General features: G+C 70.9%; 10 protein-coding genes and 1 pseudogene. 7 read left to right on the forward strand and 4 right to left on the reverse strand.

What is annotated here, in order from left to right:
• The first annotated feature begins 89 nt into the window (after nt 1-89).
• Genes ACQ3HE_RS09680 through ACQ3HE_RS09700 form a run of 5 tightly spaced genes read left to right on the forward strand, consistent with a single transcriptional unit; the run spans nt 90 to nt 8,231 of the window.
• Complete coding sequence (locus tag ACQ3HE_RS09680) at nt 90-1,118, forward strand: hydroxyacid dehydrogenase (protein WP_430892461.1); 1,029 nt, start codon at nt 90-92, stop codon at nt 1,116-1,118.
• A 29-nt stretch (nt 1,119-1,147) separates the two neighbouring features.
• Nucleotides 1,148-3,079, forward strand: a complete 1,932-nt coding sequence (locus ACQ3HE_RS09685; protein WP_430892463.1) for a heparinase II/III family protein — start codon at nt 1,148-1,150, stop codon at nt 3,077-3,079.
• Nucleotides 3,076-5,112 carry a DUF2264 domain-containing protein gene (locus ACQ3HE_RS09690; protein ID WP_430892465.1) on the forward strand — a complete coding sequence of 679 codons (2,037 nt, stop codon included), beginning with the start codon at nt 3,076-3,078 and terminating at the stop codon, nt 5,110-5,112. Before ACQ3HE_RS09685 ends, ACQ3HE_RS09690 begins: the two co-directional genes overlap by 4 nt.
• A gap of 26 nt (nt 5,113-5,138) precedes the next feature.
• Complete coding sequence (locus tag ACQ3HE_RS09695) at nt 5,139-7,325, forward strand: alpha-galactosidase (RefSeq protein WP_430892467.1); 2,187 nt, start codon at nt 5,139-5,141, stop codon at nt 7,323-7,325.
• A gap of 9 nt (nt 7,326-7,334) precedes the next feature.
• Nucleotides 7,335-8,231 (forward strand): PhzF family phenazine biosynthesis protein, encoded by an 897-nt coding sequence (locus ACQ3HE_RS09700; RefSeq protein WP_430892469.1) that lies wholly within the window; start codon nt 7,335-7,337, stop codon nt 8,229-8,231.
• Here ACQ3HE_RS09700 and ACQ3HE_RS09705 read toward each other — a convergent pair.
• The 3 genes from ACQ3HE_RS09705 to ACQ3HE_RS09715 are packed head-to-tail and all read right to left on the reverse strand — an operon-like array spanning nt 8,197 to nt 11,110.
• Nucleotides 8,197-8,982, reverse strand: a complete 786-nt coding sequence (locus ACQ3HE_RS09705) for an ABC transporter ATP-binding protein (protein ID WP_430892471.1) — start codon at nt 8,980-8,982, stop codon at nt 8,197-8,199. The two genes, ACQ3HE_RS09700 and ACQ3HE_RS09705, sit on opposite strands and share 35 nt — an antisense overlap.
• On the reverse strand, nt 8,979-10,037 hold the full coding sequence (locus tag ACQ3HE_RS09710; protein WP_430893081.1) for a FecCD family ABC transporter permease: 1,059 nt from the start codon (nt 10,035-10,037) through the stop codon (nt 8,979-8,981). The genes ACQ3HE_RS09705 and ACQ3HE_RS09710 overlap by 4 nt, the downstream gene beginning before the upstream one ends.
• 29 nt (nt 10,038-10,066) lie before the next feature.
• Nucleotides 10,067-11,110: an ABC transporter substrate-binding protein gene (locus ACQ3HE_RS09715; protein WP_430892473.1), complete on the reverse strand. Its 1,044-nt coding sequence runs from the start codon at nt 11,108-11,110 to the stop codon at nt 10,067-10,069.
• A 161-nt stretch (nt 11,111-11,271) separates the two neighbouring features.
• On the opposite strand from ACQ3HE_RS09715, the gene ACQ3HE_RS09720 reads away from it, so the two are divergent.
• Nucleotides 11,272-12,000, forward strand: coding sequence for a potassium channel family protein (locus ACQ3HE_RS09720; protein WP_430892475.1), 729 nt, complete (start codon nt 11,272-11,274; stop codon nt 11,998-12,000).
• 16 nt (nt 12,001-12,016) lie between these two features.
• Nucleotides 12,017-12,118 (forward strand): annotated as a pseudogene (locus ACQ3HE_RS09725) (recombinase family protein); the annotation flags it as partial.
• A gap of 31 nt (nt 12,119-12,149) precedes the next feature.
• On the opposite strand, the gene ACQ3HE_RS09730 reads toward ACQ3HE_RS09725, so the two are convergent.
• Nucleotides 12,150-12,596 carry a MerR family transcriptional regulator gene (locus tag ACQ3HE_RS09730; RefSeq protein ID WP_137242633.1) on the reverse strand — a complete coding sequence of 149 codons (447 nt, stop codon included), beginning with the start codon at nt 12,594-12,596 and terminating at the stop codon, nt 12,150-12,152.
• Nucleotides 12,597-12,620 lie beyond the last annotated feature (24 nt).

The raw sequence follows: 12,620 nt of genomic DNA on the forward strand, positions 1-12,620 counted from the left end.
ATTCCTGTTCGTTTGAACGGGCGTGCTTGACACGATCGGGCGGCTCCGATTGGGATTGAGCCTGCTGCCGAGACGACCAGGAGGCGACGATGCCGCAGAGCGAGAGCGCCCCGACGGGCACGATCGGCTTCCTCATGCCGGACGGCACCTTCGACCGGGTGTTCTCCGAGCCGGACCTCGCCCGGCTGCGGTCGGAGTCGCACGCTCGACTGCCGTGGGACCGCCCGCTCCGGCTCGAGCGCGCGGCGGACCGCGCCCGGCTGGCCGCGGTCGAGGTGCTCGTGACGGGCTGGGGCTCCCCCGTGCTCGACGAGACGCTCCTGCGATCCCTGCCGTCACTCCGGGCCGTGGCGCACTCGGCCGGCAGCGTGCGCGGCATCGTCACCGACGCCCTTCTCGAACGCCGGATCGCCCTCACCTCCAGTGCGACGGCCAACGCGGTCCCGGTCGCCGAGTTCACGATGGCGATGGTGATCCTCGCCGCGAAGCGCACGTTCTGGGCCGCCGAGACGCTGCGGGCCTCTCGAGCCCCCGTCGATGCGGAGCGGGCGTGGCCGACGGTCGGCAGCCACGGGATCACGGTGGGCGTCGTCGGCGCCTCCCGGATCGGCCGACTCGTCGTCGAGCGCCTCGCCTCCCTGGACGTGCGGGTCGTCGTCGCCGATCCGACCCTCGACCACGAGGAGCAGGCGGCCCTCGGGGTACCCTGCGTCACGCTCGACGAGCTGGCCGCGCACAGCGACATCGTCACGCTCCACGCCCCGGCACTCCCCTCCACCAGACACCTCGTCGACCGGTCCCTCCTCCAGCTGATGCGGCCCGGGACCACGGTCATCAACACCGCCCGAGGCGACCTCATCGACCACGACGCGCTCGCCGACCGACTCGACCGCGGCGACCTGGTCGCGATCCTCGACGTCACCTCGCCGGAGATCCTGCCGCCCTCCTCCCGACTGTGGTCGACCCCCAACACGGTCATCACGCCGCACATCGCCGGCTCGGCCGGGAACGAGCTCGCACGTCTCGCAGCCAACACGGTTGACGAGGCCCTGCATTTCGTCCGGTTCGGCACCTTCCATCGACCGATCACCCTCGCCGCCCTCGCGCTGCAGGCGTGAACCGACCACCGAACACCAGAGGCCAGACCATGACCCTCGAGACAGACCGCACCGCGCCGACGACCACGAGCTTCGCCGGACGGTTCGACGTCCGGGCCCGCCGCGCACTGCGGGTCGGGCACTGGAGCGCCGGGCCGTCGGTCGACGACCGCGAGGCCTGGGGCCGCGTCGCCGAGCGCGACCGGCTGGCCCTCGTCGATGCGGCCCACCGCTGGTGCGCGGAGGCGGACCGCAACCCACCGACCCTGTCGCTGTGGGCCACGTACAGCGCGGAAGGCGACCGGACCCCGTACGAGACGGCGCAGCAGGCCCTCCTCGGGTCCGTCGCCGCCTCGGCCCTCGCGCTCGGTGCCACCGGGGCCGACGCCTGGGTCGGCGAGCTCGGTGACCGCGTCTGGCGGCTCTGCGAACTGACCGCCTGGTGTCTGCCCTCGCACTACGCGCTGCCCGAGTCCGGCGAGCGCCCCTTCCTCCCGATCCCCGGTCGTGACGTGCTCGACCTCTCAGACGCCTACATCGGCGGGATGCTCGCCGCGATCGACACGATCGCCGGGGACCGCCTGGAGCGGACCTTCCCCGGACTGCGCGCACGGGTGCACGCCGAGATCCGTCGTCGGGTCCTGGACCCGTGGCGCGACGAGGTGGACTTCTGGCACGGGCTCGACGGACCGCCGAACAACTGGGCCCCGTGGATCGTCTCGAACGTGCTCGTGTGCTCCGCCGTGGTCGAGACCGATCGGTCCGAGCTGGCGGCGTCGGTGGACCGCGCGGTCGCCGTCCTCGACCGTTTCCGTGCCGGGTACGCCGAGGACGGGAGCTGCGACGAGGGTGCGACGTACTGGTGGTGGGCGGGCGCGACCCTGTTCGAGGCCCTCGACCTGCTCGGCGACCTGACGGGCGGCGTCTTCGACGGCTTCGCGGTCCCGCCGGTCGCCGCGATGGCCCGGTTCCCGATGGTCATGCAGCTGTCGGCCACGTCACAGGTCAACTTCTCGGACGGGTCCGCGAGCCTGCCGGCGAACGCGACGTGGAACCTGCTCGCCCGCTTCGGCGAGCGCGTGGGCGACGACGAGGTGGCTGCCCACGCCCGCTGGATGGGGCGCTCGCATCCGCTCGGCTTCTCGGGGCAGTTGGCTCCGTTGTTCCGCCGCACGCTTGCGGAGCTGCTCGACCCGGCGTGGACCACGGCCGGCGCCGCCACGCCGGGGATGCCCTCCTCCTGGTACGCACCGGGAACGGAGGTGGCGGTGTTCCGCGAGCACGCCGGTCGCGTGGACGGCTGGGCGGTCGCCGCGAAGGGTGGTCACAACGACGTCAGCCACAACCACAACGACGTCGGCGGGGTCATCGTCTCGCTCGACGGTGAGCCCGTCCTCATCGACGTGGGTGTCGGCGTGTACCACCGCGACACCTTCATGCCGGACACCCGCTACGGCATCTGGACCATGCGGAGCGCCTTCCACAACGTCCCCCTCCCTGCCGGGGTCGAGCAACCGTATGGTCGGTCCTTCACGGCGAGCGGGACACGGTTCTCCGACGAGGGCGACCGCTCCGTCCTCGCCACGTCCCTCCTGGGTGCGTATCCGCCCGAGGCCCGACTCACAGCACTGGACCGCACGGTGACGCTCGACCGTGCCGCCGGCGCCGTCCTCGTCGACGACCACTGGGCGTTCGCCGAACCGTTGCAGATGACGCTGACCTTCCTGACGGCTGCCGAGCCGGTCGCCGACGATCACGGTGTCCTGGTCGGCGACGCCCGCCTGGACACCGACCCCGCGTTCGAGGTGGCGGTGGACCGGATCGACATTGACGACCCGAAGCTCCATGAGGTCTGGGGGTCGGCCGTCTTCCGCATCCGGCTCGTGCAGCGCGCCACCGCGACGAGCGGGTCACACGCGCTGCGGGTGCGCCGCGCGGAACAGTACCCGGAACCGGGAGCACCGATGGAGGCCCGACGATGACGCCCGACCCGCTCCCGCCGTTCCGTCTACCGGCCGCGGACCCCGTCGCCGCACCCTTCACCGGGTGGACGCGGGCGCACTGGGAGGCCACGGCCGACCGGTGGCTGGCGGAGGTCCGCCGGTTCGAGAGTCCGCTCGGCGGCATCCCTCGGCTGCCCGGTCGGGTCACCCGCGACGGTGTCGCCCGCGAGGGCATGGAAGCGGTCGGTCGCTCCTTCCTCCTCGCCGCACCGCGGATCGCCGGCGGTGGAGACGGCGGTGGAGACGGCGGTGGAGACGGGGTCGAGGACCTCGTCGCCTGGTACAGCCGGGCACTCCTCGCCGGTACGGCCCCGGACGGTCCGGAGTCCTGGCCGCTGGGCGTGACGTGTCGGGCCCCCGGCACGGGCGTCACCAACTCGATCGTGGAGGCGGCGAACATCGCGTTCGGCCTGTACGTCAGTCGCGACCGACTGTGGGCGGGGCTCACCCGGAAGGAGCAGGTGCAGATCGCCGACTGGCTGCGCCACCATGCGCGCCTCGAGGTCTGGCACAACAACTGGCAGCTCTTCCCGGCGATGGCGGAGGCGTTCCTCCGCTCGGTCGACGAGGACGTCACCGGGCTGAACGGCACGAGGAACGTCGCCCGGGTCGAGTCGTGGCACCTGGAGCAGGGCTGGTACACCGACGGTCCGGAACACGCGATCGACTACTACAACGCGTGGGCGATCCACCCCTACCTCTGGGCCTGGTACCGCATGACCGACCGCACGGGCACGGCCGACGGCTCACGGCATCTGGAACGGCTGCACGACTTCACCGGCTCCTTCGCGCGCATGGTCGCACCCGACGGGTCGATGGTGCACGTCGGCCGCTCGCTGAGCTATCGGACGGCCGCCCTCACCGCGCTCTGGTGCGCCGAGCTCTCGGGGGTGAACCCGTTGAGTCCCGGCGCGACGCGACGCCTGGCCTCCGGGGTGGTCTCGGGGTTCGTCCGGCACGGCGTCGGCGTCGACGGCCCGCTGAGTCTCGGTTGGTACGGGCCGTGGGAGCCCACCGCGCAGAGCTACAGCGGCTTCGGCTCGCCCTACCTCGCGGGTATCGGGTTCCTCGGGCTCGCCATCGACCGCGACGACCCGGTGTGGACCGCTCCGGAACGCCCGCAACCGACCGACGGGCCGCCGGAGACCACCGTGCTGCCGGCGGTCGGATGGATCCTGCGCTCGCAGCGGGACGGTGTCGTGACGCTCGCCAACCACGGCAGCGACCACTGCGAGATCCCCGTCGAGCCCGCTCGCGCCGACGCGGACGATCCGCACTACGCCAAGTTCGGGTACTCCTCGCACACGGCCCCGGGGACGGGCGCGGCGTGGGACGAGAACGTCGACGGCCATCTCGCGCTGCTCGACGAGGACGGGCGGGCGAGTCGACGCGCCGCGATCCGCGGGATGCGGACCGTCGGCGAGGTCTCCGGCTCGGTGCACCTCCCACAGCTCGACGGCCGGGTGTGGCCGGGCTGCGCCGTCACCACGGTCAGCATCGTCCACGGTGATCAGGAGCTCCGCGCGCACCTCGTCGAATCGACGCGCGCCTGGACCGTCCGCGAGGGCGGTGCGGCCGTCGCCGACGACGCCATCCTGCGCACCGTGGTCGATCCCGCCGTGGTCGATCCCTCCGTGGTCGATCCCTCCGTGGTCGATCCCGCCGGGGCCGCGCCGCGGGCCACGGTGGTCGGTCGTGACGGGCTCGCAGCGACCATCGTCGGGCTGCACGGTTGGGACCGCGCGGAGGCCGTCGCCTACCGTGACGCCAACGCGTTCGGTCCCCACTCGGCGGTCCCGGTACTGTACGCCGTCAGCACTCCGGGGCACACCGTCCTGGCCGCACTCCACACCCTCCGCTTCGACGACGGCGAGACACCCGACCTGCCGGTCGCGGTGGACGTGACCGGGACCCGACTGGTCGCACGGTGGACCGACGGAACCGTGCACGACGTCGACCTCGCCACCTTCGTCCCCTGGGACGGCCAGCTCGCACGCCCGTCCGCGGACTGACCACCGCACCCATCCGAAAGGACCCCATGTCCACCGACACCCGACAGCCCGTCGTCCACCTGCGATCGCGCGCCGTGAGCGTCGTGATCGACCTGCACGACGGACATCTGCCGTCGATCGCGCACTGGGGAGCCGACCTCGGTGCGCTCGACGCTGCGGAGCTCGCCGATGTCGTGCGCGGCGCGGAGCGGTTCGTCACGGAGAACGCCCCCGACCGCCCGACCCGCCTCGCGGTGCTGCCGGAGCAGAGCGAGGCCTGGCTCGGTCGGCCGGGCATCACCGGCAGCCGGGACGGACGCGACTGGTCGCCGCTGTTCACGATGGAGCCGGCGCAGGTGACCCCGCGCACGGTGACCGTCGACGGCGAGGACGCCGAGGCGGGGCTGGCGATCCGCGTCGAGTTCGAGCTGAGCGAGGCCGGTCTCCTGCGTGTCCGCGCGACGCTCCGCAACGTCGCCGACGGCGTCTACCGGCTCGACGACCTGCATCTCGCGCTCCCGATCCCGGCTCGCGCCCGCGAGGTCCTCGACCTCGCCGGCCGGTGGGGCAAGGAGCGGACGCCGCAGCGCTCGCCGCTCCGGGTCGGCGCCTGGGTGCGCGATGACCGCCGCGGGCGGACCGGGCCGGACGCGCCGCTCGTCCTGAACGTGGGCGTCCCCGGGTTCGGCTTCGCCACGGGCGAGGTCTGGGGCGTCCACGTGGGGTGGAGCGGCAACCAGCGACACCTCGCGGAACGGCTCTCGACCGGCGACCAGGTGATCGGGGGCGGCGAACTGCTGCTGCCCGACGAGATCCGCCTCGCCAGGGGTGACACCTACACGAGCCCCTGGGTGTACGGCGCCTACGGGGACGGGCTCGACGCGCAGGCCGCGCTGTTCCACGAGCACCTGCGCGCGCAACCCGGCCATCCGGCACGGGACCGACCGCTCACGCTCAACGTGTGGGAGGCGGTCTACTTCGATCACGACGCCGAGGCTCTGATGCAGTTGGCCGAGGTCGCGTCCTCGCTCGGGATCGAGCGGTTCGTCCTCGACGACGGCTGGTTCCGCGGGCGACGACACGACCGCGCGGGGCTCGGCGACTGGTTCGTCGACGAGGAGGTGTGGCCCGACGGGCTGCAGCCGCTCGCCGACCGGGTCCGGAGCCTGGGGATGGAGTTCGGTCTGTGGTTCGAGCCGGAGATGGTGAACCTCGACTCCGATCTGGCCCGGGAGCACCCGGACTGGATCATGCAGACGGGTGGACGATTGCCGATCCCCGCCAGGAACCAGCAGGTCCTCGATCTCGGCCGACCAGAGGCCTTCGCCGCCGTCCTGGAACGGATGACCGCGATCCTCACCGAGGTCGACATCGCGTACATCAAGTGGGATCAGAACCGCGACCTCGTCGACGCCGGGTCGGCACCCGACGGTCGGGCCGGCGTGCATCGTCAGACGGCGGCCGTGTACCGGTTGATGGACGAACTCACGCGTCGGTTCCCGGAGCTGGAGATCGAGTCCTGCTCCTCCGGCGGCTCACGCGTCGACCTCGGCGTCCTCGAGCGCACGCACCGCGTGTGGGCCTCGGACTGCAGCGACCCGCTCGAGCGGCAGCAGATCAACCGCTGGACCGCCCAGCTGGTCCCCCTGGAGCGGCTCGGCGCCCACATCGCCTCCGGGCGCTCGCACACCACGGGCCGCTCGCACGAGCTGTCCTTCCGTGCGGCGACCGCGATCTTCGGTCATCTCGGGGTCGAGTGGGACCTGCGGCAGGCGTCCCCGGCGGAACTGGAGGAACTGCGCGGATGGTTCGGGCTCTACCGCCGGACGCGTGACCTGTTGCACACGGGGAGGCTCGTGCGCGAGGACGTCTTCGACGACGCGCTCCAGATCACGGGTGTGGTGGCCGAGGACCGGTCGCGTGCCCTGTTCTCACTCACGTTCCTCAGCCGCTCGGACGTCGCGAGGATCGGGCGGTTCACCCTGCGCGGACTCGACCCGGAGCGTCGCTACCGGGTTCGGCCGTTGCGCATCGGTGAGCCGACCGGCGGTCGCGCCGTGCCCGCCTGGTTCGGCGAGGAGGACGAGGTGGACGGCCCGCTCGCCGGGTGGACCGGAGTGGTCGCCTCCGGGGCGATGCTGTCGCACTCGGGCCTCCAGACCCCGTCGTCCGCACCGGAACGGGCCTGGATCGTGGAGGTCTCAGCAGTCGGCGAGGACGGCGACGCGGGTTAGCATCGTCGGATGTCGACCACGCGACCTCCCGAGATCCTCCGCCTCACGGCCTTCGCCGCCGAACCCGGTGGAGGCAATCCCGCGGGTGTCGTCCTCGACGCCTCGGTGCTCACCGACGCTGAGATGCAGGCGATCGCCACCGAGGTCGCGTATCCGGAGACGGCGTTCGTCGTCGACCCGGGTATCGATGGTGACGACCGCCACCTGCGCATGCGCTACTTCTCCCCCGGTGCCGAGGTGCCGTTCTGTGGGCACGCGACCATCGCCACCGCCGTCGCCCTGGCTGAGCGCCGTGGCGTCGGACGCTTCACGCTGGAGACGAACGTCGGACCCCTCGTCGTCGAGACCGCATCCGACGCCGACACGAACGGCGACGCCAGCTCGATCACCGCGTCGTTCACGAGCGTCGAACCCACCGTGCGCGATCTCGACGCCGGGGTCGCCGATCGTCTGCTGTCACTGCTCGGGCTCGAACGCTCCGACCTCGACGAGCGGTGGCCGCTCCGCGAGTCGTTCGCCGGCAACCGGCACCCGGTCGTCGCGGTCCGCGAGCAACAGGTCTTCGACGCCTTCACCTTCGACCCGACCGCCCTGCGCACGCTGATGGATGAGCAGGGTTGGGCCGGGACGGTGACGGTCGTACACGATCACGGGATCGACGCGGACGGCCAGCTGCTCGTCGAGGCCCGCAACCTCTTCCCGGTCGGAGCCATCACCGAGGATCCGGCGACCGGTTCCGCAGCCGCCTCCTTCGGTGGCTACCTGCGGGCGCTCGGCCTCCTCACCCCACCGGCTCGGATCCTCATCCGCCAGGGCCACCACGTCGGCGCGCCCAGTCTGCTGACGGTCGACGTCCCGGTCACCGGCGGCATCACCGTGACGGGGACGGCGCAGCCGATCTCGTGAACGTGACCACCGGATACCCGCGCTCGACGTCCAGCGTCACCTCGGCCGCCACGCCGTAGACGTCCGCGATCAGCGCCGCGGTCAGCACCTCGCTGGGTGCCCCGGCAGCGACCACCCGACCGGCCCGCAGCACGACGACCGTGTCGCAGTACATCGCGGCGAGATTGAGGTCGTGAATGGCGATCACGGTCGTGACCGGGAGCGCACAGACGAGGTCGAGCAGCTCCAACTGGTGTCGGATGTCGAGGTGGTTGGTCGGTTCGTCGAGGAGGAGCTCACGTGGCTCCTGGGCGAGCGCCCGCGCGATCTGTGCCCGCTGGCGTTCGCCTCCGGACAGGGTGTGCCACAGGCGGCCGGCCTGGTCGAGCAGGCCGACGTGGGCGAGCGCGCGGTCGACGGCGGTCTCGTCGGCTGCGGTGTCACCGCCGAGCCCCGAGCGGTGCGGGATCCGACCGAGTCGTGCGATGTCGCGCACCGTGATGTCGACGTCGGTGTCGGCGTGCTGCGTCACCGAGGCGACCGAACGCGCGATGCGCCGTCGACCGACCGACGCCAGGTCGACACCGTCGAGCGTCACGAGGCCCGCGGTCGGCTTCACGAGTCCGTGGAGCACCCGCAGGAGCGACGACTTGCCCGACCCGTTCGGCCCGAGGAGGCCGACGGTCTGTCCCGGCTCGGGGTGCAGCGTCACGCCGTCGACGACGAGCGCACCGCCGCGGTTCCAGGACACGTGCTCAGCGTGGAGTGTCATACCCGCGTCCTCCTCCGCGCCAGCAGGGCGATGAAGACCGGCACCCCGACGAGCGCTGTCCCGACGCCGACCGGCAGCGGTGTCGGCGAGAACGCGACGCGCGAGCCGGCATCCACCCAGACCATGAAGATCGCACCGATGATCGCTGTGGCCGGGATGAGCCGACCGTGACGGGGCCCGACGAGCAAGCGGGCGGCGTGGGGCAGGACGAGCCCGACGAAGCCGATCGCCCCCGCGACGCTCACCAGCGTCGCCGTGATGAGCGCCGTCGCGATGAGCAGGATCGCCCGCGTCCTCGCGACGTGGATGCCGAGTGACGCCGCGACGTCCTCACCGAAGGCGAACGCGTCGAGTGCATTGGCGTACCGCAGGCACAGGAGCGACCCGGCGACGACGACGATTGCGCAGAGTGCCACGTCGTCCCAGCGCACGCCCTCGAGCGAGCCGAGCAGCCAGAACATCACGCCGCGCGTCTCGTCCGAGTCGGCGAACGCGAAGATGATCAGCGAGGTCAGTGCGGAGAAGAGTTGCGTGCTGGCGACGCCCGCGAGCACGACCCGGTCAGTACCGCCGCCCGACAGACGGGAGAGCAGGAGCACGAGTCCGAAAGCGACGAGCGCGCCGATGAACGCGCCGCCGGAGAGCCCGATCGATGCCCCGCCGAGTCCGAGGATCCCGATCGCGACCGCCCCGGTCGACGCCCCGGAGGAGATGCCGAGGATGAACGGGTCGGCCAGCGGGTTGCGGAGGAGCGACTGCATGATGACGCCGCAGAGCCCGAGCCCGGCTCCGCAGGCTGCCGCGACGAAGGCCCGCGGCAGGCGTTCCTCCCACACGATCGCGTCCTTCGACAGCTTCACCGGGATGTCGGTGAAGCCGAGGTGGTTCGCGACGATGTCCCGCACGTTCACGAGCAGGATGTCCGCCGGTCCGAGCGTGATCGCCACGCCGACCGAGGCGAGGAGGAGGATCACGCCGGCGAGGACGAGCAGGCCGGTGATCGTCGCGCGGCGTGCGCGTGAGGCGGGTCGCCGCGCCGTGTCGCCGCTCGTCACCGGTTCGGTGCTCGTCACCGTCTCCGGGTTCAGAGCTCGTCCTCGTGTTCGACCCACCACACCTTGATCTTCTCGAGGCCGTCGACGAAGCGGATGGACGGGTTCAGCTCGGCGCCGTGGAGGGCGATGTAGCGCTGGTTGCGCACCGCGTCCATGGTCTTCGTGAGCGGGTCGGACTCCAGGAACGCGACCTTGTCGTCGAGGCGGTCGCCGGGGAACCGGTCGCGCTGCAGGTCGCCGAGGACGAGGACCTGCGGGTCGCGGTCGACGAGGTCTTCCCAGGTGGTGGCCGGCCAGTCGTCCTCGAGCTCGCCGAAGACGTTGTCGAGCCCGGTGGTCGAGGCGAGCAGTGCGGCGGATCCGAGCCCACCGCCGACGTAGGGGGTCTTCGTGTCGGCGAACCAGAACGCGACCGTCGTGCCGTCGAAATCGACACCCTCGGTCGCCTTCGCGGCACGACCCTGCAGCTCGGCGACGAGCGCAGCAGCACGGTCGGAGACGTCGAAGACCTCTCCCATCTCGGTGATCTCCTGGTACAGCGCGTCGATGGTGAGCGGCGTCGTGCGCGTCCCGCCGCCGTTGATGCTCGTGCCGTTGTCGCAGTCGGTGGGCGAGAGGTAGCTGGCGACACCGGTCTCGGCGAACCGCTCGCGTGGCGCGACGCCGCCCTCGTTGTAGTGGCGGCCGAAGGACGCGGTGACGAAGTCCGGGTCGGCACCGAGGACGACCTCGTACGTGGGGGCATTGTCGGCCAGGCGCGGGACGTCGGCGTTCGCGTCGGCGAGTGAGTCAAGGACGGGGTCCGTCCAGGAGGCGGTGCCGACCATGCGGTCTTCGAGACCGAGGGACAGCAGGATCTCGGTGGAGTTCTGGTCGAGGGAGACGACCCGCTGGGGTGCGGCGTCGATCGTGACCTCGGTGCCGCAGTTGTCGAGCGTGAGCGGATACTCGGTCTTCCCTTGCCCGGCGGCGGCTGTCGATGCGGGCTCGACCGCTTCGGACGCGCCGCAGGCGGACAGTCCGACGGCGAGTGCCGCGGCGAGGACGAGGCTAATGGCGGCGCGCTGGTGCACGTCGTCTCCTTCATTCGAGGGGTGGGACCTAGGAAGGATAGCCTTACCTGAGTCCAGGGTGCGAATCGGCCCTGTTCAGGCCTCGAAATACCCCTCGGGGCGGGTCGACGAGCCTTGGGCGGATGCCCAACGCTGACGGCTCCTCCAGATACGCTCGCGGCATGACCCAGGCACGTTGGCAGAAGCTCACTGAATGGCCCCTCGCGATCGCTGCGGTCGTCTTCCTCGCGGCGTACTCCTACGAGGTGATCGCCGAACCCGGCGGAAACGTCGCCGAGGTCATCATCGCGGCGACGTGGGTGGTCTTCGTAGCCGACTACGTCGTCAATCTGCTGCTCGCGAAACCGCGATGGCGATGGTTCTACACGCACCTTCTCGATCTCGCGATCGTCGTCCTCCCGATGCTCCGGCCGTTGCGCCTGCTCCGGCTCGTCACGCTCCTGGCGATCCTGAACCGGACCGCCGGCGCCGCCTTCCGAGGACGGGTCATCATCTATGCCGCCGGCGCATCCACCCTCCTGGTGTACGTCGCAGGTCTTGCGGTCCTTGATGCTGAACGCAGCGGCGACGGCTCGATCCAGACATTTGGCCAAGCCCTTTGGTGGGCATTCGTCACCATCACCACCGTCGGCTACGGCGACTACTTCCCCGTGACGTACACCGGACAGTTGGTTGCCGTCGGAGTCATGATCGGTGGGATCGCCCTCATCGGTGTCGTCACTGCCACTCTTGCTTCATGGATCGTCGAACGCGTCGAACAAAGGGAAGCCGCATCCGAAGCGATCACCAGTGCGCACATCGAAGCACTCACGAGCGAGATCGCGGCGCTTCGGCAGCTCATCGAAGGGAAAGTGATCGAGACGCTTCCGGACGGTGCTTCGTCGAGGTGATTGCGGACCCAGGACCCGCGATCGCGGGCGCACCGCAGCAGAAGCCGCCGCACTCGTCGGCTGGAGCAGGGCGACGCTCTACAGACACCAGACCGACACCACGACACGAACACCGTGACACTCCAAGGCAGGTTGCACGCATGCTCAAGTCAATCGAGCTCCTGGGGCACACCGGAAGTGTGGGTCGAGGCTGATCGCTCGGCCGGGTGAAACACGCATTCGGTTGAGCAGTGTTCGGCTCGATCTGGACAGTTCGCGAGTCCCATGTCGGCCTGGTCGAGGCGGGCGCGCAGCTCGTCGAGGCGGGCGCGTTTCTCGTCGATCTGGCGCACCCGTTCCGCCAGGAGCGGGCGGAGCTGGTCGCGAACGTCGGTGCAGGAGTCGTCCTCCAGCGACCGGAGATGCCGACCGATGTCAGCGAGTGGCAGGCCGAGTTCTTTGCTCGCTTCGATCAGGTCGAGCCGCCCGAGCACGGCGGTGTCATAGTCGCGGTAACCGTTGCGGGTGCGGCCGGGGGCGATGAGCCCGATGCTCTCGTAATAGCGCAGTGCGGTCGGTGCGACGCCGGTGCGTTTGCTGACCTCCGAGATGCGCATGCGCCGATCCTACGGCTGGGAACC

Source organism: Plantibacter auratus, from assembly GCF_050587365.1.
GTDB classification, from domain to species: Bacteria; Actinomycetota; Actinomycetes; order Actinomycetales; family Microbacteriaceae; genus Plantibacter; species Plantibacter auratus.

Coding starts and splice junctions, on each gene's coding strand:
- ACQ3HE_RS09690 (WP_430892465.1), top strand. CDS start 3,076: ATGACGCCCGACCCGCTCCCGCCGTTCCGTCTACCGGCCGCGGACCCC.
- ACQ3HE_RS09685 (WP_430892463.1), top strand. CDS start 1,148: ATGACCCTCGAGACAGACCGCACCGCGCCGACGACCACGAGCTTCGCC.
- ACQ3HE_RS09680 (WP_430892461.1), top strand. CDS start 90: ATGCCGCAGAGCGAGAGCGCCCCGACGGGCACGATCGGCTTCCTCATG.
- ACQ3HE_RS09720 (WP_430892475.1), top strand. CDS start 11,272: ATGACCCAGGCACGTTGGCAGAAGCTCACTGAATGGCCCCTCGCGATC.
- ACQ3HE_RS09695 (WP_430892467.1), top strand. CDS start 5,139: ATGTCCACCGACACCCGACAGCCCGTCGTCCACCTGCGATCGCGCGCC.
- ACQ3HE_RS09700 (WP_430892469.1), top strand. CDS start 7,335: ATGTCGACCACGCGACCTCCCGAGATCCTCCGCCTCACGGCCTTCGCC.
- ACQ3HE_RS09705 (WP_430892471.1), bottom strand. CDS start 8,982: ATGACACTCCACGCTGAGCACGTGTCCTGGAACCGCGGCGGTGCGCTC.
- ACQ3HE_RS09730 (WP_137242633.1), bottom strand. CDS start 12,596: ATGCGCATCTCGGAGGTCAGCAAACGCACCGGCGTCGCACCGACCGCA.